The sequence below is a fragment of the Mycobacterium leprae TN genome, from assembly GCF_000195855.1.
GTDB lineage: Bacteria > Actinomycetota > Actinomycetes > Mycobacteriales > Mycobacteriaceae > Mycobacterium > Mycobacterium leprae.
In genome coordinates this window covers 160,286-182,169 of the sequence record NC_002677.1, presented here as the reverse complement: position 1 = coordinate 182,169, position 21,884 = coordinate 160,286, and the positions used below count along the sequence as shown (strand labels likewise).

Below are 21,884 nucleotides of genomic sequence, written 5' to 3'. Positions count from 1 at the left end.
CAGTTGCCACTCCTCATCATTATTCGCACAACTCGGAATCGATTAGCTGGAAGATTTCGTCAGGAGTCGAGGCAGCCTGGATCCGCTTGCTCAAGCCAGCTTCTCCGTCGACGATGATCCCCAGAAGTGCACGCAAACGATCAGCCACGCGCTGTTTCTCGCTAGCTCCAATCGCCACCACCATCTCTTCGACTTTCTTCAACTCCTCGTCGATTGGCGAGAGGCCCTTCGCGCCGGAATTCGCTGAAAGAGGCGTTTCCGGCCGACTACGCACACCGGACAATTCAGCCTCTAAATACCGGGAGAGGCCCGATATCGAGCCGTAATCCCACCCGACCGTTTCGGGCAGCCGCAGGCCGGTAACTACCGCCAATCGATTACACAGCGTGACTGTCATTTGTGAATCGAAACCCAGATCCGAGAAAGCGAGATCCCGATTGATCAATCCAGGATCCGACTCGCCCAACATCTTAACGGCCTCCGCACAGACGGCCTCCACGACCAGCCGCTCACGTTCTTGCTGCAAAGCAGACAACCGCTGTTTGAGCGTTGCCCCGGCGGCATGTCCCACAGCAGCCTGCGCATGCGCGTTCGATGCCGGCCGACCGTCAAGCTGTGCCTTCGTGGCGGACTGAGACTCGGTCAACGAAAGTTCCCAAATCGGTTTCGTTGGACTCTGGGCACGAAGCACGTTACGTAACAATTTCCCGTTCGTAGATCGCGGGAGCCGCTCGATAATAGCAAATCTATGCGGCACCTTGAAAGCAGTCAGTTGGGTAAGCAATCGCCGGTGGACGTCTCGCATAACCGATTCATCAATGAACGCACCGACCGCCGGAACCAAAAACGCCTGCAGCGTAGACGCGCCGGTGAACTCCCTTACTCCAACAACCGCGGCCTCCGCCACGGCGTCGGCCTCAATAATGAGCCGCTCAACCTCCCGAGGATTAATGTTGACGCCTCCAACGATTTCCGTGTCATCCGCACGGCAACCGTACGTAACCCACCCGTCACCGTCGATACGTACCCTATCCCGCGTGTTCAGCCAATCCCCATTCTCCAGCAGCGAATCGGGACGATTCCAATAGGACTGTGCGATCGATGGTCCGCGGACCCACAGGTTCCCCTCAATCCCAGAACCAGCGGTTGCTCCATCCGGCGCTACAACACGAATCTCGTAGGGAGGAAGAACCTTTCCTAGAGTCCCCACACGCCAGTCGTCAACACTATTCGATACGAATGTCTGGCCAACTTCCGAAGATCCAATTCCGTCCAGAATAGGAATACCGCCAAAGAATTCCACAAGCCGCTCGGCGAGAGCCGGCTCAAGAGCCTCTCCTGCGGTTACCACACAGCGCAACGAACGGAAAGAGTCCGGAGAACATGCACCGACAACTCTTGCAAAGAAACTTGGTACACCGTAAAGCACCGATGGCTCGAATCGAGTACTTAACATGGCAGCAGATTCCGCACTGACCGGCACTGAACTGATAACCGCGGACCCGCCTGTCGCGAGCGGAAACCAGACCGAATTGCCTAGGCCATAAGCAAAATACATGCGGGCGCTACATAAACCGATATCTTGAGGAGTGAGCCGCAACGCTTTACGACACATCGCGTCGACAAACGTGAACGGATCGGCGTGCCGATGGATCGCCGCCTTTGGCTTACCCGTGGTGCCGGATGTGTATGTAGCGAACGCATACGCATCACCACTCACCGGTTCGTAGTCACTCGGCTCAACTCGGGTCGCATCGGACAACAGCTCAGCGGGTTCTACCACGTTCGATGATTGAAACCGATCGCGGAGCGAACCATTTGTGATAACAAGCGCCGCGGCGGTGTCGCGCTCCGGAAACGCGTAGTCATCGCGATGGAGCTCCGGATTCGCCAGGAACGCCATGATCCCGCGAGCCAAACAGGCCAGCAAGAGCTGGACTAGGTCCGGCGAATCAGGGAGACATAGCAGGACTCGATCGCCTGCTGAAAGGCCGCGGTTTCTTAGCACTTCTCCAAGACGCACCGCACCGTCATGGATCTGACCATGAGTCACGACGTCCGGAGCAAAGTAGGCGGGCTTGTCGTACCATCCCGCTTCTGCTGCCTGTCGAGCGAGTAGTGCTGCGAGGTTTTCACTCCGCATTATCGGATAACCACCCTAGCCCGCTCTAAGTTTATAGTCTTTCTGGCTTGTCGAACGAACAAATATCTATTTGGTGACACTACACACAAGGCAATTTCATTCCACAGACTCGAGGACTGCAATCTGACATTGTTAGCACTAGAGATTTTTAAAGACTCGACCATGAAGGACAAAGCGATCTCCACTCCTGGTGTCAATGTCATTTGAATACTGGCAACGATCGAGTTCTTCACGCGGAGTGTCTTGGAATACACTTCGAAGAAAATACTCGGTGGTAATAATAACCGGTTGACCTCCAGCTATGATCCTGTATCGGCGACCAACAGCTCTTTTTGGTAAATCCCAATATCCGTAGTCTGCGAGCCAACACGGTAAATCCCCTATCCAGACCTGAGCGTCCTCCTTATAAGTCTCGATACGGCTCGCTGCCATAATCTCGCCGATAGGATGATGGGTCTTCGTCAAGTACGTGGTAATTGCGGTGGGCAATAAATCAATGACAATCAATGATTCCGCAGCAACAAACAGTATTCCTGATTTCTGGCCCTTAAGCAAGATGTCACGCTGAAGAATCCGACCAATTTTCAAGTTCTCTAATTCAGGTATTTTCGGGGCTACATCGAGAAGTTGTTGATTGATAATATCGACGACGATCTCTTCGTTAGCAACCACGTTGAGAACCCGCGTGAGGGTACCATTCGTTGCGACAAGTATCCGAAGGTCGCGATCGAGCTTTCGGATTTCTTCCCTAGACAGAGTACGATTGGTCATTGCTCATCCCGGGGTAAAGTGGACAACCCACATACGTGGGCATTCATGCCGTAGCGTCTAGACGGTTGAATTCGTGGTTTAGATAACGCTCGACACAGGCTGCACGTCGAACCTTGCCGCTGGTGGTGACAGGAATTGAACCCGGAGCCACGATAACGACGTCCGCAACACGCACCCGGTGCGACTTGGATACCGCGGAGGTGACCTCACGTTTGACCGTGCACAGCTTTTCCATCGCATCACAATCCGCGTAACCCCACTTTGTGAGTTCGATGATGGTGACCAACTGCTCAGTGCAATCATCCGGAACAGCTATCGCCACAACCCGACCACCGGTGATTTCCTGGATCGTCGCCTCGATGTCATCCGGATAGTGGTTGGACCCATCCACGACCAAGAGATCCTTGATACGACCCGTGATGAACAGTTCGCCTTCAAAAATGACGCCGAGGTCTTCGGTGCGCAGCCACGGGCCGTCTGGTGTACCAGGCGAAGGATTGACAAGTTGTCCACCGAACGTCCGCTCAGTGTTTTCGGGGTTGCGCCAATAACCACGAGCAACGTTGTCCCCCTGCACCCAGATTTCCCCGACCGTCCCCTCCGAGGTCTCAATCCTGGTATCGGGGTCAACTATCCGCAGTACCGACGCCCGCGGCGCGCCATAACTGACCAAGTTCACACCATCACCCGCGCCGTTGGCGCTACGCTTAGCCTTACCGGCCGACAAATGCTGGTAGTCGAAACAGATGCTTTTAGGTGGGCGTCCTGGCCCAGCTGTAGCCACGTACACCGTCGCCTCGGCAAGCCCGTATGACGGTCGAATTGCCGTCTCATCTAGGTTGAAGCGGGCAAACCGTTCGGTGAAACGCTGGAGCGTCGCAGCGTTTACGCGTTCGGCCCCAGTGGCAATCGCCCGCACGTGTCCAAGATCAAGTCCAGCCATATCGTCATCCGACGTTCTGCGCACCGCTAATTCGAAACCAAAATTCGGCGCACAAGAAATCTGACCGCGATATTTTCCCAGTAATTGCATCCAGCGAGCCGGTCTCTGCAAAAATGCCATCGGACTCAACAACACCGCAGTGTCTTGATTGACCATCGGTAGAATGACGCCCAGGATCAACCCCATGTCGTGGTAAAACGGCAACCACGAGACAGCAGTTGACGGAACTTTCTCTATATCCCCCAAATAGTCAGACATTAACTGTACACAGTTGGTGATGACGTTCTTGTGCGAAACGATAACACCAGCCGGTGCTCGGGTGGACCCCGATGTGTACTGCAGATATGCCGTATTCAGACGCTCATACCGACTCGGATCGAGCTCTCGTGGAGAGTCCAGGTCCAGCACGTCCACCGCCACGACGACCGGCGCAGAGCCTTGCGCAGAGCGTGCATGTGGCGCATATTTTGTGACCTCAACGATGGCCGCCGAGGTCGTAATAATTACGCTGGGCAAAGAATCCCGCAATGCTGCAGAAATTCGTTCGTCATGAATGCCAAATTGAGGCGCTGGAAGAGGAACAGCAATGAGACCGGCCTGAAGCGCTCCCATAAAGGCAACTATGTATTCAAGCCCCTGCGGGGCCAATATAGCGACCCGATCGCCGTCCGACGCGTAGATCCTGAGCTCATACGCCACGCTCATCGAGCGTCTATAGACCTGCCACCATGTCAGAGTTTCGGTAAATCCCGCTGGATCCACGTCATAGTCGATGAACTTGTACGCCGCACGATTGGGGAACTGGCTGGCTGCTTTCTGCAACAGATCGGTGAGCATCGACTCGCCCATCGCGAATCGCGTTGCAGTCCCGTTGACCAGTTGTCCCGTTTGCTCAGGTGGGCCCTGCGCAGGTTGCGTTGCCACCTCACCCCTAGCGTGAAATGACACATTCGCTTTCATGATGATCCTTCGGCTCTTGACGGCAAGAAGGTAAGACCGTTTCGCTACCGTGTCCTCGAATCCGAGTCGACGCTTCATACTTGGCCCGGCTCCGCGACGCGAAATCTGATGAGGCCCCACGATAGCGGGGTAAAGGACGTGACTTTTTGCCGAAACAACTAAGCTGATTACCCTGCGCAGCATCAGCGCTAGCAGGACCCCGGGTTTGTGTGATACAAGGTTGGGGGCAACTTGGCCCGTCCTATTGATCTAGCCTTCGAAGTTGACCTGTCGATCGCACCGAAGGCCGAGTGGCGTCTGCGTTGACACCCTTCGATCCGGTCTCGGGACTGATTCTGGCGGAACACGCGTCACGAGACAAGTCATGGCGACAGAATCATGATTGGCCAGCCCACGCAGTGCAGCATGTCCTACACTCGCGCGAATCGTAGCAAATCCGTTGCGGCAGAGAACAATGCGCCTTTGCCCGTCGTTCCCATTCGCGCAACGGAAAGTGACCAAGCTCATACTTCGCTGGCCGCAGGAAAACACCTTAATGTACACAAACTACACGCAAGTCGGTAGTCTGACCCAGACTAGATAACGGCATGCTAACGCTGCAATCTTGGCAATCTTGCGATGCCTTTGAAAAACATGCTTGAACTCTAGTCCTGACAAGCCGAAACGACCTACCACTAGCCGTTTTTGGCGCGCTAAACAGCCTAGGTCAGACTACCTAACATCTTCTACCCATGATGGGGTAGATCACAACTTCTTGAGTCGGTCACAGTTTCTTGAGTCCACGCAGTACCCTGGCGTGCGGCAGGAGCGCCGAAACAGTCTTACGCAAACTCGAGTTAACTAGACTGCCGTTGATAACAACTAGATACTTCAGGCCGTGATCGCGCCATTCCGCTACTTGATCGATGACTTCCTCAGGCGTCCCACTAAAAAGGACTTCTTTCATAAGTGCGGCCGGGACTTTAGCCGCATATGACACAACTGTCTCCTCATCTATGGTTTGAGGAATGATGTCCTGCACACCAGCGAAATCGGCTCCCATTGGATGCTCAACACCGTGGCGCGCCCAAGCTTCCCCAGGTACTCCGAGCGCGATCATTCTCACGAGGACAGAGTCCAACGCCTCATCCACGTCATCGCGAGTCCGACCAGTGATGATACCGCGCACAGCAGCAGGGGTAATCGACATTGGGTCACGTCCAGCGTCGGACGCCGCGGTACGCACAACTTCGAGTGCACAACTGTAGTCGGTGGGACGAACCAAAACAATCGGAATCCAGGCGTCGGCATAGCGTCCAGTGGCCTGCAGCATCCGCGGCCCGTGTGCCGCGACCCAGATTTCGGGCCATTTCCCACGATATGGCGGAAGATCGAACAAGGCGTTATGTAGAGGAAAGAATTGAGATTCACGCGAAACCAGTTCCCCGTTTGAATCCCACAACGCGCGAATTGTAGCCAAAGCTTCTTGGAACCGCGCAACGGGCTTTGTCCACTCTACGCCGTAAGGCTCGTTGCCTTCACGCTCCCCAACACCGATACCAAGCATGGCTTTGCCCCGGGTAAGTAGATGCAGAGTAGCAGCGGCTTGCGCCGTGACTGCTGGATTGCGGCGACCAGCGTCAGTGACGCACACACCCAGTCGCAGGCCGTTGAGCCGATTCCCAGCGGCGAGGTTTCCCAGCATCGTCCACGGCTCATAGTTGGCGTCGATCTTGGGTACCACCTTCGCCGCAACTCCGAGGTATTTAGGTGTTGCGACTGAACGCGGCACCAGCGCGTTCAAATGATCGCCGACCCAGTACGAATCAGCGCCCAGTACTGCGCCGGACACGATACTGGCCCGCGCCGGCAGGCTTGGTGGAAATAGCGTATGCACAAGCGCATCAACAAAGCCGAAACGAAATCCAGCCACAGCTCATTGTCCCCGTTCCGTGCTGTCGACTAACGTCATGTCGACGACATTACCGCAGCGGCAGCCGCTTCCTGCGCCCAGGCATTCCAAACAACGCCTCGGCGGCAAACTCACGCCGCGTGCCATGGCAGCCACCCAAAGTTTTTGCCATACTCCTTACCCATGGCCTTCACGCGAATCCATAGCTTTCTCGCCAGCGCAGGCAATACCTCCATGTACAAGAGGGTTTGGAGGTTCTGGTACCCGCTAATGACGCATAAGCTCGGCACCGACGAAATTATGTTCATCAACTGGGCCTATGAAGAGGATCCACCGATGGCCTTGCCACTGGAGGCATCTGACGAGCCCAACCGGGCCCACATCAACCTGTACCACCGCACAGCGACTCAGGTCAATCTGAGCGGCAAACGAATACTGGAAGTTAGTTGCGGTCACGGCGGCGGAGCTTCGTACCTCACCCGTGCCTTGCACCCAGCCTCCTACACGGGGCTGGACTTGAATCCGGCAGGCATCAAGCTGTGCCAAAAGCGACACCAGCTGCCTGGGTTAGAATTTGTGCGAGGGGACGCCGAAAACCTGCCCTTCGACAATGAATCCTTCGACGTGGTAATCAATATCGAAGCCTCGCACTGCTACCCGCACTTTCCACGCTTTCTTGCTGAGGTTGTTCGCGTGCTGCGCCCAGGAGGGCACTTAGCCTACGCCGACCTGCGGCCCAGTAATAAAGTCGGTGAATGGGAAGTTGACTTCGCCAATAGCCGATTGCAACAACTTTCACAGAGAGAAATCAATGCCGAGGTCCTTCGTGGCATTGCGAGCAATTCACAAAAATCTCGAGACCTAGTCGATCGACATCTGCCGGCCTTCCTGCGCTTCGCTGGCCGCGAGTTCATTGGTGTGCAAGGCACGCAGTTGTCCCGTTACCTGGAGGGCGGGGAGCTGTCATATCGGATGTACTCCTTCGCCAAGGACTGAGGCTGCGTCGATTGCAAGCACTCGGGTAGTGTCACCCGGATGAGCCCAGATAAGCGTGAGTTCGACATTGTTTTGTACGGCGCTACAGGCTTCTCTGGCAAGTTGACCGCCGAACATCTCGCACTTAGCGAGTCCACAGCACGGATCGCGCTGGCCGGCCGGTCAAGCGAACGGTTACGGAACGTGCGGGCGCTGTTAGGCCCAAACGCACAGGACTGGCCGCTGATTGTCGCCGACGCGTCACAACCGTCGACGCTCGAGGCGATGGCGGGTCGAGCCCAGGTGGTGCTAACGACTGTTGGGCCGTATACGCGCTACGGACTGCCGCTGGTGGCGGCCTGCGCGAGAACTGGAACGGACTATGCCGACTTGACCGGCGAACTGATGTTTTGCCGAAACAGTATTGATTTGCACCACAAACAAGCAGCCGCCACTGGCGCCCGGATAATCTTGGCGTGCGGATTCGATTCGGTCCCTTCAGATCTAAACGTTTACCAGCTGTACCGCCGGGTGATCGAAGACCGCACCGGTGAACTCTGCGACACCGACCTTGTGCTTCGCTCGTTCTCTCAGCGCTGGGTTTCCGGTGGCTCAGTTGCGGCATATTCGGAGGCAATGCTGACTACATCCAACGATCCCGAGGCCCTTCGGCTCGTCACCGACCCATATACTCTGACCACAGACCGAGACGCCGAACCTGACCTGGGTCCGCAGCCAGACTTTCCCCGGCATCGAGGAAGTGATCTGGCCCCCGAACTTGCCGGATTCTGGACCGGGGGATTTGTTCAAGCCCAATTCAATACTCGAATTGTTCGGCGTAGCAATGCATTACAGAATTGGTCCTATGGCCGGCAATTCCGATACTCAGAGACGATGAGTCTGGGCAAGTCGTGGGCGGCACCAGTTGCTTCTGCAGCTGTCACCAGTGTTGTGGCTGGTGCTGTCGGCTTGGGAAACAAGTATTTCAACCGATTACCCCGGCGGGTAGTGGAACGCGTCACACCCAAATCAGGCACTGGTCCAAGCCGAAAAACTCAAGCGCGGGGCCATTACACGTTCGAGACATACACCACGACAACCACCGGTGCACGCTATATGGCGACTTTCGCGCACAACGTTGACGCGTACAAGTCGACAGCGGGGCTGCTTGCCGCAAGTGGTCTGACACTGGCGCTCGATCGCGATCGGCTCTCCGAGCTGCGGGGTGTGCTTACTCCCGCCGCGGCGATGGGCGAGGCGCTGCTGACGCGGCTCCCCAGCGCAGGCGTGGTCATAGGGACAACCCGGCTGAGCTGACACTCAATCCGGTCACCGCCAAGGCGCACCGGCTGTGGCAAAAGACGAACCTAGAAGCTAGTCGTGGTCAAGCAAAGTGGACCCGGAATCACGACTTTCGGCACTCTGGGGCGAGAAATCCGTTAGGCACGCAACACAGCCTCAGGTTAAGAAGCGCTCGCGCGCGCAAGTGAGGTAGCGCCATTAAGCGCCTCGACCTACGGTCGACGAGTAATTCAAGGGTCACATGATATTCTTAGCTGATAGCTAGGTCGTAGTTTCGTTTTGTCTGGCCAGCGATGTCGGGGGCGGGTTCTGCGATACGGTGTGCAACACATTCTCCATGTGCTGCGGGAGTCCAGCAACGTGTCGCTCCAACACTTCGGCGAGTCGCTGGGCAGCTTGCCGATATTCGGACTGACCAAGCACCCGATTTACCGCGTCCGCCACCCGCCGGACCTTGAGCCGCTCACTTCGCAGCAAGATACCTGCGCCGGCCGCCTCAACGGCTTCCATATTCAGGTGTTGGTCCAGGTTACCGGCGATCCCGACCACCGGCACCCCGGCTACGAAGGCCTGCTGCGTCGTCAAACTACCACCGTTGCATATCACCACAGCAGAGCGTGCTGCGGCAGCCTCGCCTGGCAAGTAATCCGCCACGAAGGCGTTGGCGGGAACATTCTGCAGCTCACTGCGACCAGCGGTGGCAGCGATCACCGTCACCGGCAAGTCAGCTAAGGCATCCAACACCACCTGCAACAGATTCTTACCACCGGAAGTGCCTAACGTTGCATAGACGATCGGCCGGTCGGTTGGCAGCGAATCCCACCATCTCGGCAACTCTCCAGCAGGCGACCAAAGAACAGGTCCGAGATACTGATGGTTGGCCGGCAGATCGTACGTCGGCACCAATTCGGGCACGTCGGCATAAAGCGTGTAATCACCATCGGTGTAAATGCAACCAATATTTGAACCCAGGCTCGGCAACCCGTGCTTGCGGCGGACCCAGTTGAGCGGCAAACAATAGATAGCGAAGATCAATGGGCTGTATAGCCTGAATAAGATGTTCACCAGCCTAACACCCAGGATCCGGGTCCACAGCACGTCCGGCAGCGGCAATCGGCGGCGGGCGTGGGAACTCCAGTAGGCATTGGCGATTGCAATATAGGGAATACTTGCTAGTCGGGCGCTAACGGACAGCGACCAGCGAGCGTCACCGACCACGAGGTCCGGTTCGATCTCGGACAGCAATTTGCTGTCCTCCTCGACGTACTTCCGCAGCGTCCGGGTAGTATAGAAAAGTCGGCCCTGAGCGATCCTGGTGAGAACCCACTCACTGGGGACGGTGTGGATCGGGTGGTGAGGGAAAGGCAACGGACCCAACAGGTTGTTGTACCGTGGATCGCAGGCGAAGTGCACCTCATACCGGCTTGGGTCAAGCAAGCGCGCCACGGCAAACGGCCGCACAACGGTGGACAGGGTAACTGCTTCCGCGATAAAGAGGATCCGCATCCTACGGGACTGGCACTCGGGTACAGTATCCGGTGCCGTGCTCATACCGGCATCCTTTCCCACCTCGCTGGCAACATCTAAAGCGCTTTAGTATCCCCCACCTCGACGCCGGTAGCCTACACGGGCGACGGCCTGATTCGAAATGACGCGTTATCGGCCAGCTTGATCGGCCTGTGGCAACGCTGCCGTTGCCGCCCTGGGCGCGGATGCGAACTTGAAGCTACAAAATTCGTTGGTCGAACGCCCGGGCGGTAATAATCCAATGGTGATTACTGACGTCTAGGCTGCTCGAGATGAGGTCGTCGAGTTGCCTCACACTATATGCTCTTATTTGCGGATCAAGAATCCGTTGGTCGCGAATGTAAATCCGAATTTTTTCTCCCGTGCGACATCGTGCTCGTAATCACCCGGAAATTCACGCTCGTATGCCTCAATGGCTTCATACGGGCCGGCGCCAAACCGCGGAAGAACGGGATGGCCATTGAGATTAGAATCTTCCACGACCAGATAGTCACCAGCGGTGAGTAAAGGTTGTAGTAGTTTCATCTCGGCCAGTACTTGTTTCATCGAGTGATCACTGTCCAAGATGGCGAAGATCTTACCGGGGTATTCATTTTTAAGGCGTCGAATTTGCTCGGCGATCGCCGGCGCGGTAGATGGTGATTCGATGAACAAAATATCTGGTTGGCGCGCTGCTGGGTCGAGATCCTTGTGAGAAATATCCACCGAGAGCACCTTGAACGGTTGGCCGATGTGCATCATGACGTTGGCAAAAAAAAGCGCAGAGCCACCGAAGCGGCTACCGAACTCTATGACCAGGGAGGGTTCCAACTCGATCAGGATTTCCTGGTAGTTCCACATATCGCTGACCGACTTCAAGCATTTAATCCCCATCCAAGTAGTAGTATTCCACACAAAGTTGCCGTAATACCATTTGTGATATTCTTCGGCTATAGAATCGGTAGGCCGGTAAATCATTCCGGACACACAACTGAACATTTGTCGTACTCGTTCCATTCCTCATCTCCTCGTATAGCCCTAGCAATGCGAACACATTGTCCGTAGCAGAATTCCAATATAAATACTGATGTTGCTTCAATTTGACAACATAACCGATACATCAATCACACAATTTACACTCACCAGCAGTAAAAAATTTTGGTCTAGAATTATTCGGAACATTCAGCGTTAGTTGACCCAATGTTCTAGCAATAGTAGCGGAGCAGCACGGACGATAATCTCGGGTGAGAGAGCCAGTTATTCGGGTCGTATTCAAGCAGGGTCGACCCGGGCGGTATTGTAGGAATTTGGTGAGATTGAGCGCTGAAGTGAGAGAAAATCATCTAGATAGGCGGGCGGTCTCAGGTTAAGTAAACACCCGCGGTCGGCGACGAGATCCTCGTAATTGAGCGCCTCGATCTGCGCAGCCGAGTAAGACAATGGCGATTCCGGTGATCCTTTTCGTATGATCCCGACGCCCCAGTCACAGTCCAGCACCGCGATGCGCAAGTCGTGCCGAGTGCTGCGCAGGTGGACAATCGATTTCCAAACATCTCCGCTCCAGGGGCCGTTCCACCAGTGATTATGCGCACGAAAGTCGGCGTAGGACGTCGCCGGGTAGGCGACCGAGGCCTGCTTGGGATTGCAGTCGTGCAGGACAATAATCCCGTCATCGCGCAGATAGCGCAGAGTGTTCTCGACATCACGCACGACCTGTCCATAAGTATGTAACCCATCAATCAGCGCAACGTCGATGCCGCGCTGCTCAAGAAAGGCCGTCTCATCCGCAAAAAAGGCGTCACTGGTCATCTCGAAGTAGTGGGTGGCACGTGCCTTCGCAGCAGCGAGCCGGCGAGAGCGGGCCGAGAGCTTGCAAGCCGGGTCAACGGCGATCTTCACGTCGGCGGCAACACGCCGAAATACAAATCCGTGCGAAACGCCAATCTCAAGATAAACAGGAGCCTCCCACCCATTGAGCGCCTGCTGCACGACCTTAATCCGGTGATGATCCTTCGCGAAGTAGAACTGGGCGTTGTTCCAACTCTCTTCGATGATGCGCCACATGAGCGCCTTCGAAGCTTCGGCTGCTCTCATGGCAGACTCCTTTCGTCGAGACGAACAACCGTATCCCGGAGTCGGCGTCGAGTCGTTGTTTCAACATATGGCCGATACTCGGCCAGTCAGGCCCCGTTCGCCAGGCGATCGCCACTTTCCGATAAGGGTGACTCGTCAAAGTGATCGAAACTCTTAACCCGCACGTATTCTAAGCCAGCATCGAGAGTGCTTGCACCTTGGAATCCAGAAATTGTTGCAAAGGTTAAGGGAAACCACACTACCTATTCCTATTCCAAGATTTGCGATGATACATTTTACAGTGACAGCTGGCGGTGGCGACACGATTCGTTTAAAATCGTCATCTGTCCGCGCTGCCGCAATCCACTAAGCACCATGGGTTTGGTGGAGGTGCTCATAGAGCGCTCGCGTTGTCATTCTAGCTACGTGCCACCCGTACAGAACACGTACCCGTGCGGTCGACCACATCGCGACTGTATATTCTCAACGAGCCAGCGCTATCTACAACGTTATCAGGTTATTGTAACTGTTCATACCCATGCTGGACGCAGCGATGCCACCGCGAATCGCGTTACGCTCCAAGCCAGCAGTTAGACGCACTCACAACACCTAGCCGATGACGGAAACATATCTGCCCTGCCGTAGCCGTCACAGGTAACACACTGCAGAACATGACGATACGTAACAGCAGCTAGCCGAACCGCAGGGGCCTCTTCTGTCTGGCCAGCGATGTCGGGGGCGGGTTCTGCGATACGGTGTGCAACACATTCTCCATGTGCTGCGGGAGTCCAGCAACGTGTCGCTCCAACACTTCGGCGAGTCGCTGGGCAGCTTGCCGATATTCGGACTGACCAAGCACCCGATTTACCGCGTCCGCCACCCGCCGGACCTTGAGCCGCTCACTTCGCAGCAAGATACCTGCGCCGGCCGCCTCAACGGCTTCCATATTCAGGTGTTGGTCCAGGTTACCGGCGATCCCGACCACCGGCACCCCGGCTACGAAGGCCTGCTGCGTCGTCAAACTACCACCGTTGCATATCACCACAGCAGAGCGTGCTGCGGCAGCCTCGCCTGGCAAGTAATCCGCCACGAAGGCGTTGGCGGGAACATTCTGCAGCTCACTGCGACCAGCGGTGGCAGCGATCACCGTCACCGGCAAGTCAGCTAAGGCATCCAACACCACCTGCAACAGATTCTTACCACCGGAAGTGCCTAACGTTGCATAGACGATCGGCCGGTCGGTTGGCAGCGAATCCCACCATCTCGGCAACTCTCCAGCAGGCGACCAAAGAACAGGTCCGAGATACTGATGGTTGGCCGGCAGATCGTACGTCGGCACCAATTCGGGCACGTCGGCATAAAGCGTGTAATCACCATCGGTAAAAATACGGCAAAGATTGAAGCCCAGGCTCGGCAACCCGTGCTTGCGGCGGACCCAGTTGAGCGGCAAACACTGGAAGGCGAAGAATAATGGGCGTTCCAGCCGGTAAAGGAGTTTGACCAACCTGACACCGAGGAGGTGGGTGTAGAGCACGTCCGGCAGCGGAAAACGGCGGCGGGCGTGGGAACTCCAGTAGGCATTGGCGATTGCAATATAGGGAATACTTGCTAGTCGGGCGCTAACGGACAGCGACCAGCGAAGGTCACCGACCACGAGGTCCGGTTCGATCTCGGACAGCAATTTGCTGTCCTCCTCGACGTACTTCCGCAGCGTTCGCGGTCCGTAGAGGAAGAGTCGACCTTGAGCCATGTTGTCGAGAAACCGCTTGCTGGGGACGGTGTGGATCGGGTGGTGAGGGAAAGGCAACGGACCCAACAGGTTGTTGTACCGTGGATCGCAGGCGAAGTGCACCTCATACCGGCTTGGGTCAAGCAAGCGCGCCACGGCAAACGGCCGCACAACGTGGGCTAGCGTAACTGCTTCCGCGATAAAGAGGATCCGCATCCTACGGGACTGGCACTCGGGTACAGTATCCGGTGCCGTGCTCATACCGGCATCCTTTCCCACCTCGCTGGCAACATCTAAAGCGCTTTAGTATCCCCCACCTCGACGCCGGTAGCCTACACGGGCGACGCGCGAACTTGGAAAATACAGCATTGTGAGCACGGGGCGGTAGAGCAACGGCCGGGATCACCGAATCGTAGGCGTTCGTAGCCGGTAGGGATGACCGGACTGCTTGTTCGGTGGGCGCCGGGCACCTGGCTATGCTTCGCAAATGCCAGTTTTAAGCAAAACCGTCGAGATCGATACTGACACTGCAACGATCATGGCCATCGTCACCGATTTCGAGTCGTACCCACAATGGCACGAGTGGATCAAAGGCGTTTGGGTGCTCGCGCACTACGACGACGGACGTCCCAGTCAGTTGCGCATCGACATTAACTTTCAAGGCATGCAAGGTACCTACATCCAAGCTGTGTACTACCCGGGGGTGAACCAGATCCAAACCGTCATGCAGCAAGGCGACCTGTATTCCAAGCAGGAGCAACTGTTCAGTGTGACGCAGGCGGAGGGGGGCAGCGTACTGACCGTAGATCTCGATGTCGAACTCACTATGCCGGTACCCGCACCCATGGTGAAGATGCTCCTTAACACCGCGCTCGATCGGCTCGCTGAAAAGCTAAAGCTATACGCCGAACATCTAGCCCCCAGCTAAAGCTGACGCCAACGAAAGCGCGACACGGATCTCACGCATTGCGTTGACACGCTAGCTGAACTGACTACGCTCAGAGCGTATCATACATGACATGCCTCTGCCGTCAGTTTGCTGGCCGCTGGGCAAACACGAAGCGGGTAAGCGGCATTTTGTCTCCGGCAGATAGCGGAATGCTGCGGCTGTAGCTAGCCATCAGCTCCATGAAGGTTGCCACGGAGACGTCCCAGCCTTGATAGCACAGCCAGTCAGAGACAAGCGTGCGCTCCTCCGGAGACTAGAGGTGTTCGAAGTTTGTTACGTAATACGTAAGCTGTGTACCAGCTTGGCAACCACAATCCACACGCGCTGCATTACCTCCCGCTGTCTTCGCACAAGGTCGAAGTCGAGGAAACCCTAGCCAGCCAGCGTTGAAAGCCAACCAACTGCCGACCACGCTAAACGCATGTATGCGCTCAATAACAGGCCCTGGGCCTGCACCGGCAACAATCTACCGCCGGGATTGGCGATACCGTGGTCAGTCGGCCGCGGGGAGCGTCGACCGGAACAGCATGATCTGGGCGCCTATCGGCCAATACACCGCGCCTCCCAAGGGGCTGACGCATCCCTCAAAGCTCCACCATCCACCCAATAGGTTCAAGCACGTGGGTGACCTGGATCTCAACGTGGACTTGACTGACCGGCGCGAAATGGATGTAACAGCAGGGGCTGGACTAGGGTCCGCTGGACGATATTGCCGGGATCACCGACGCTAAACACAAAACATCATGTTGCCGTTCAACCGGCCGAGACTACACTAATGTTCTGCGGCACAGACCACAGTACCGGCATCCCGACAGCAACAGCTTCGGCCTGGGAGAAATCAAAATCCTTGCCACACTAGCCAACTCCGACTTACTACACACCCACTTGATCGCCAACTGTGTCAACAACGCCGGTGGGCACCGCGCAGACGGTGATCATCCTTCCACCACTACACGTTAACAATCCCGGAACGCGGTTTGTCTCATGATGCATTAACGATGCTAGGTGCCGTCGACCATGTCGAGGGCGTGTATGCCGATTCTGTAAGTTGGTGAAGTTCATGGAAAGCCAAGTGCCGAGCTGGCTTTCGAAGATTAAAGTCCTGGCGACAATACGATAACTACCCGGGACCGCAGATCCCGGGCATCGAGCAGGCAGCATCCCGGTTGGAACAACACCGTACGACATACTAGACGCCATGTGCCTACCAACGCTGCCAACGTAATGTTCTCCCGCAACGAGCCAGACGTGGTTGCCATCGTGGATGAGGAAATGTGTACGGTCGGTGCCCCTTTGCTGAACCTGGGCCGGCTGCTAACCACCTGGCGCCAACCGGATGAGTCCAGTGCGTTCGTCCACGCCCTCGGCCAAACTAGCTAAATTGGCCAGCACCGACAACCTAATCGCAATCGCAACGGTATACTGGCAACACCGTCCACTACTTGTCGCATATTACCTGTTACACCGTACTGGCTTACTTCAAGCCGAGCATCGTGTATAGGTGAGCACCTCGGTTACCCGGGTCAGTTTATATCTGCCAACTATCAGCTCAGCTAATGCCAGCAAGTGTTTCAAATCAGCGGCTGATGGGGGTGGCAAGACAACTTGCACGAGATCGCCAGCTTTAGCCAAATCTAACACGCGCCTATCGACTACGGCATGTAATGGGAGCTGTACACCCATTGCTGGCAGGTGAGACACCACAGAGCGCGCCCGAAGGGATTCGAACCCCTAACCTTCTGATCCGTAGTCAGATGCTCTATCCGTTGAGCTACGGGCGCCTGTCTTTAGTTATATCCGCGGCGGAGGCGAGAGGATTTGAACCTCCGGTCCCCTTCCAAGGGGGACAACTCATTAGCAGTGAGCCCCATTCGGCCGCTCTGGCACGCCTCCTTTGGACCCTCCTGAGGGTACCCGATCCCCTCCTGGAATCCCTGAACCGACGGAGGCATAGCGTACACAGCAGCAACATATACTGTTGAAGTAGATTACCTTCCTGCGGCCCGGGCTGGCCGGGTTGGCGGTTTGTACGCCCGATAAGACGGGACCTGGTCTCATGCATGTGCGGTTCAGTCAGCCTGTCCCAGCAACTGGCCCAGATCACTGCCTCAACCCGCGACGAGGTAGTTTTCGGGGGGCGCAGCTTTGAAGTCTATCCGACCCAAGTCCAGGTAGCCGGCGCAGCCACCGTTAAAGTGCCGTTGGCCGACCACACCTTTGACTTCTATGCGATGCTAGCCGCGATCACCAGCCGCACCGGGCTGTTTTTCGTTTGCAACCCCCAATTAATCCGACGGACACCGCCTTAGATCCAGACGAGCTTGCCCGCTTCGTGGAGATGGTTCCGCCACACAATCCTGATCGACATCGATAAGGCCTACGTCGAATATATCCGTTACAGTCTGCCGCAAGACAGCCCTGAATTGGTCCGGGTGAATTCGGATATCGTTGTGCTGAAAGCCTTTTCAAGTAGTATGGGATTAAGGGTAGGCTATGCGATCAGCTACTCCGACACGATCACTGTGCTGGACAAGGTCTACGTGCCGTTCACTGTATCGAACGTCGCACAAGACGCCACCATTGTCGCACTTAAGGTCAACGAAGAGCTGCTAGCCAGCACGGACTCCCTGGTCAGGTACCATACTCGGGTCAACGTCGCGTTGTGCGACGCTGGGTTCGCGCTCTCGCCGGCACAAACCAACTTCGTCTGGGTGCCTTTAGGCATCACACACTGAATTTCGTTGAGCAGGAAGCGAATGCTCGCATTGTTATCCGCAAGTACGGCACGGTTCGGTGTCCGAATCACTATCGGCTAGCCGGATGACACGAGGCCTTGCTTGCGGTTTGGCGGTGACTAAGATTGCGAGCACCGAGCCGGAGAGTACCCGATGGTTTGGCACATGACACATTCGCCGAGTTCAAAGAACACGCGAGCTTGTCCTGCCACGCTCGGCGAGCAGAAGAGCGATGAATTCCACGCCAGACACAAGATCAACGACCAGTCGGAGAAAGCCAGTTGGTTCGGCAAGACCTTCAAGTCGGCAGCTTGCATACTGTCGCTGGTGTGTGTAGACGCGGGGAACAAGGACAACAACGCCGGAACGCTCGAGGCGCTGATAGGCAGCATGAACGGTAAAGACATTCTGGACTCCTCCTAAACTATAGTAGGAGGTGAGGAGGAGCAGCTCTAGGCTCGCTACCCGGTGTCGCGGGCACGGACCGTACGCAACCAAGCACTCATCCGGTGCCCAATGACGTTTAGGAACAGTCAAAACATCTGATGCGCCGATAGCCTCAGTGATGTGTCCAGATGGTCAGGTACATTGCTTAATACTGGATTGAGTCTGATAAACCACTTGTTACGACGAGCAGCACCGCTCTACCCCGTTTCAGGTCCATGGCCTCGATTTCGAGGAAGTATCGGAAGAAAACGTTGCGAAACAACGGTGACAACACGAAACCTGTTGCATTAACAGCCTATAGCTCATGGCGGCGAAAGCATATGAGGTAGCGGCATGGATAATTCCGATTGTGTCTCGCCCATGTCTCCGGATTCGCCGTTACCCACTTCATGATTTCTGGCACGCGCTGTTAACCGAAGGACACACTAAGCTACAGTAGTATAGCAACTCCTGTTCCGATTGTTACCGCAGTAACCGTACTGTACGGGGTACAGCAACCCGTCCGTTAGCGTAGCTTGCGGAAGCATTTTGCTTCCGCAAGCTACGCACGGTCACGTAAGAATCCCAACCTGTGCTTCCGTGGTTGCGACAGAATTCCCCCGACGGAACCGAGGTCGACATTGCGATGTTGCGCACCGAAGTGCGCCGGTGAACCACCATGGGTGAAGCCAATGCTGACTCAGATTTCGTCATGCCAATCAACCGGTTTGAAGTAACCACGACGCGAGAGCTGTTGCGCAGAAACGCATTGGTTGACAAGTTTACCAACAACGAAATTATAACGTCTTTAGTTAAAGGCATAAGCAAGAATTAATATCGATCGTCAATAATTCAGGAAGGATGAGATCTGTTGCAAGCCATTGGCTATAGCACGAAAAAAGTTCCTTGCGACACATCAGTGTGGCGGTGAATGCAAACGTGGCATACATGGGCAATGTTGGCGAAACTGGCGTGGACCTAACCGCGCTTGGTGACCCGGTCAACTTTGCGGCACAAAGGTAGAACAAGCAGCCTGCGGCGAATTACTAGTCACCCGTCGGCTCGCATACGAGTTGGTGCGCCAGGCGCTGGTACGCGCCCTTTCCCTGCGTGGACACGCCAAGCAGGTGGAGACCTTCGTCCTTACCTCGTTAACCTCGGCAGACCGCTGCCGCGCTATGGTCTTGATATGGGCTCAGACATAAATCGGGCATATGAATCCGTTGCCGTCGAAATCAAAGATCGGGTTGCACAGGTAACACTGATCGGGCCAGGCAAGGGCAACGCGATGGGGCCGGCCTTCTGGTCGGAGATGCCGGAGGTGTTCGCAGAGCTAGATACCAACCGTGAGGTACGGGCCGTCGTCATCACCGGATCAGGAAAAGATTTTAGCTACGGCCTGGACGTGCCCGCGATGGGCGGAAAGTTCGTCCCATTGCTGACCGACGGCGCACTGGCACGCCCCCGCACCGACTTCCACGCCGAAGTGCTGCGGATGCAGAAGGCGATAAACGCCGTCGCTGATTGCCGCACGCCCACGATCGCGGCGGTGCACGGCTGGTGCATTGGTGGCGCTTTAGACCTGATCTCCGCGGTCGATATCCGCTACGCCAGCGCCGACGCCAAGTTCTCAATGCGGGAAGTCAAACTGGCCATAGTCGCCGACATGGGCAGTCTCGCCCGCCTTCCACTGATCTTGAGCGACGGGCATCTGCGTGAACTGGCGTTGACGGGAAAAGACATCGACGCGACCCGCGCCGAGAAAATTGGCCTTGTAAATGATGTCTACGACAATGCCGACAAGACGCTGGCTGCCGCCCATGCCACCGCTGCCGAGATCGCCGCCAACCCGCCACTAGCGGTCTACGGCGTCAAGGATGTCCTTTACCAACAACGCACCTCCGCGATCTCAGAGAGCCTACGCTACGTCGCTGCGTGGAACGCGGCCTTTCTGCCGTCCAAGGATCTGACCGAGGGCATATCGGCCACGTTCGCCAAGCGGGCACCGCAGTTCATCGGGGAGTAGGACACCCACTTTGACTTCAGACGGCAAGATCCGCGTCCCAACCGACCTCGACGCCGTAACGGCAATTGGTGACGAGGACCATTCCGACATCGACAGCGCCGCCGTCGAACGAATCTGGCAGGCTACTCGCCACTGGTACCAGGCCGGCATGCACCCCGCAATCCAGTTATGCATCCGACAACACGGGCGGGTTGTGCTAAACCGCGCGATCGGCCACGGCTGGGGCAACGCACCGACTGATCCGCACGATGCCGAAAAGATTCCCGTCACGACTGACACGCCATTTTGCGCGTACTCAGCAGCCAAGGCCATCACCGCGACCGTGGTCCATATGTTGGTGGAGCGGGGACACTTCTCACTCGACGACCGGGTCTGCGAGTATCTGCCAACCTACACAAGCTACGGCAAACATCGCACCACGATCCGGCATGTGCTGACCCACAGCGCGGGCGTACCCTTCCCCACAGGACCTAGGCCAGACGTCACCCGCGCAGACGACCACGCGTATGCGCAGCAAAAGCTCAGCGAATTGCGACCATTCTACCGACCGGGATTGGTACACATCTACCACGCCCTGACTTGGGGTCCGCTGATGCGCGAGATCATCTGGACGGCCACCGGTAAGGAAATTCGTGACATTCTGGCCGCCGAAATCCTGGATCCGCTGGGCTTCCGTTGGACCAACTTCGGCGTGGCCGAGGAGGACGTCCCATTGGTCGCTCTGAGTCATGCCACCGGACGGCCTTTGCCTCCGATCATTGCCGCGATCTTCCGTAAGGCGATCGGTGGAACCGTGCACGAAGTCATCCCCTACACCAACACTCCGCCTTTTCTCACCACCATCGTGCCATCATCCAACACCGTGTCAACCGCCAACGAGCTGTCCCGGTTCGCCGAAATCTGGCTTCGGGGTGGCGAACTCGATGGCATACGGGTACTGCGCTCAGAAACATTGCTCGGTGCAGTGGCCGAATGCCGACGTTTACGTCCAGACTTCGTGGTGGGGCTGATGCCGGCTCGCTGGGGTACCGGATTCATCTTGGGAACGAACAAGTTCGGGCCATTTGGACGCAACGCTCCGGCGGCGTTCGGACATCTTGGCCTGGTCAACATCGCCATCTGGGCTGACCCTCAGCGCAGCATGGCCGCCGGTTTGATCAGCAGTGGCAAGCCCGGCCAGGACCCAAACGCCGGGCGCTACGGCGCGCTAATGAACACCATCACCGCCGAGATACCGGTGCACTAAACAATCGCTCCGCGAGCTGATGCAAAAAACAGCGTTACCGGCCATACCAACTTACAAACAAGCGTGATACATGATAGCTGTACCACTACAGCACGGCGGTGGCGGAGGGATTTGAACCCCCGGACGATTTTAGCCGTCTCTCGCTTTCAAGACGAGCGCATTAGGCCGCTCTGCCACGCCACCGTTGACAACAATATCAACAATATAAG

15 protein-coding genes, 3 tRNA genes and 1 pseudogene are annotated in these 21,884 nt (G+C 56.3%); 8 read left to right on the top strand and 11 right to left on the bottom strand.

All coding sequences use genetic code 11. From position 1 onward, the window contains the following. Window positions 1-19: 19 nt before the first annotated feature. From ML_RS00670 to ML_RS00655, 4 genes are all read right to left on the bottom strand, one after another. The gene (locus ML_RS00670) at window positions 20-2,143 is read right to left on the bottom strand and encodes a p-hydroxybenzoic acid--AMP ligase FadD22 (protein ID WP_010907553.1); all 2,124 of its coding nucleotides are present in this window, start codon (window positions 2,141-2,143) and stop codon (window positions 20-22) included. A gap of 138 nt (window positions 2,144-2,281) precedes the next feature. Next, the gene (locus ML_RS00665) at window positions 2,282-2,914 is read right to left on the bottom strand and encodes a chorismate--pyruvate lyase family protein (protein WP_010907552.1); all 633 of its coding nucleotides are present in this window, start codon (window positions 2,912-2,914) and stop codon (window positions 2,282-2,284) included. Window positions 2,915-2,957: 43 nt separating this feature from the next. Continuing rightward, window positions 2,958-4,706, bottom strand: a complete 1,749-nt coding sequence (locus ML_RS00660; RefSeq protein ID WP_010907551.1) for an AMP-binding protein — start codon at window positions 4,704-4,706, stop codon at window positions 2,958-2,960. Window positions 4,707-5,580: 874 nt separating this feature from the next. Continuing rightward, window positions 5,581-6,729 (bottom strand): LLM class flavin-dependent oxidoreductase, encoded by a 1,149-nt coding sequence (locus ML_RS00655; protein ID WP_010907550.1) that lies wholly within the window; start codon window positions 6,727-6,729, stop codon window positions 5,581-5,583. A gap of 162 nt (window positions 6,730-6,891) precedes the next feature. Here ML_RS00655 and ML_RS00650 point away from each other — a divergent pair, with 162 nt between their 5' ends. Together ML_RS00650 and ML_RS00645 are read left to right on the top strand one after the other, a co-directional pair. After that, entirely contained in the window at window positions 6,892-7,704 is an 813-nt protein-coding gene (locus tag ML_RS00650; RefSeq protein ID WP_010907549.1) for a phthiotriol/phenolphthiotriol dimycocerosates methyltransferase, read from the top strand. A 39-nt stretch (window positions 7,705-7,743) separates the two neighbouring features. Next, on the top strand, window positions 7,744-9,000 hold the full coding sequence (locus ML_RS00645; protein WP_010907548.1) for a saccharopine dehydrogenase family protein: 1,257 nt from the start codon (window positions 7,744-7,746) through the stop codon (window positions 8,998-9,000). 246 nt (window positions 9,001-9,246) lie between these two features. Here the strand turns inward: ML_RS00645 and ML_RS00640 are convergent, their stop codons facing one another. From ML_RS00640 to ML_RS00625, 4 genes are all read right to left on the bottom strand, one after another. Next, entirely contained in the window at window positions 9,247-10,536 is a 1,290-nt protein-coding gene (locus ML_RS00640) for a nucleotide disphospho-sugar-binding domain-containing protein (RefSeq protein WP_049769612.1), read from the bottom strand. Between the two features lie 282 nt (window positions 10,537-10,818). Further along, window positions 10,819-11,508, bottom strand: a complete 690-nt coding sequence (locus ML_RS00635) for a rhamnosyl O-methyltransferase (protein ID WP_010907546.1) — start codon at window positions 11,506-11,508, stop codon at window positions 10,819-10,821. Window positions 11,509-11,763: 255 nt separating this feature from the next. After that, the gene (locus ML_RS00630) at window positions 11,764-12,585 is read right to left on the bottom strand and encodes a class I SAM-dependent methyltransferase (protein WP_010907545.1); all 822 of its coding nucleotides are present in this window, start codon (window positions 12,583-12,585) and stop codon (window positions 11,764-11,766) included. Between the two features lie 670 nt (window positions 12,586-13,255). Next, window positions 13,256-14,554, bottom strand: coding sequence for a glycosyltransferase (locus ML_RS00625; RefSeq protein ID WP_041322289.1), 1,299 nt, complete (start codon window positions 14,552-14,554; stop codon window positions 13,256-13,258). A gap of 226 nt (window positions 14,555-14,780) precedes the next feature. Here ML_RS00625 and ML_RS00620 point away from each other — a divergent pair, with 226 nt between their 5' ends. Further along, a complete protein-coding gene (locus tag ML_RS00620) occupies window positions 14,781-15,221 on the top strand; it encodes an SRPBCC family protein (protein WP_010907543.1) in 441 nt (146 codons plus the stop codon). 1,221 nt (window positions 15,222-16,442) lie between these two features. Beyond that, window positions 16,443-16,622: a phosphotransferase family protein gene (locus ML_RS00615; RefSeq protein ID WP_049769611.1), complete on the top strand. Its 180-nt coding sequence runs from the start codon at window positions 16,443-16,445 to the stop codon at window positions 16,620-16,622. Between the two features lie 328 nt (window positions 16,623-16,950). On the opposite strand, the gene ML_RS00610 is transcribed toward ML_RS00615, so the two are convergent. Together ML_RS00610 and ML_RS00605 are read right to left on the bottom strand one after the other, a co-directional pair. Next, window positions 16,951-17,023: transfer RNA gene (locus ML_RS00610), tRNA-Arg, on the bottom strand. A gap of 22 nt (window positions 17,024-17,045) precedes the next feature. Next, window positions 17,046-17,135, bottom strand: a tRNA-Ser gene (locus ML_RS00605). A 167-nt stretch (window positions 17,136-17,302) separates the two neighbouring features. Between ML_RS00605 and ML_RS17670 the strand changes: the two are divergent. From ML_RS17670 to lipE, 4 genes and pseudogenes are all read left to right on the top strand, one after another. Continuing rightward, a pseudogene (locus tag ML_RS17670) lies at window positions 17,303-17,977 on the top strand (aminotransferase class I/II-fold pyridoxal phosphate-dependent enzyme). Between the two features lie 165 nt (window positions 17,978-18,142). Then, a complete protein-coding gene (locus ML_RS00595) occupies window positions 18,143-18,400 on the top strand; it encodes a GXWXG domain-containing protein (protein ID WP_231846669.1) in 258 nt (85 codons plus the stop codon). A 1,204-nt stretch (window positions 18,401-19,604) separates the two neighbouring features. Then, a complete protein-coding gene (locus ML_RS00590; RefSeq protein WP_162618302.1) occupies window positions 19,605-20,429 on the top strand; it encodes a crotonase/enoyl-CoA hydratase family protein in 825 nt (274 codons plus the stop codon). A 10-nt stretch (window positions 20,430-20,439) separates the two neighbouring features. After that, window positions 20,440-21,675, top strand: a complete 1,236-nt coding sequence (gene lipE / locus ML_RS00585; protein ID WP_010907540.1) for a lipase LipE — start codon at window positions 20,440-20,442, stop codon at window positions 21,673-21,675. A gap of 96 nt (window positions 21,676-21,771) precedes the next feature. Here the strand turns inward: lipE and ML_RS00580 are convergent. Continuing rightward, window positions 21,772-21,858: transfer RNA gene (locus ML_RS00580), tRNA-Ser, on the bottom strand. Between the last annotated feature and the right edge of the window lie 26 nt (window positions 21,859-21,884).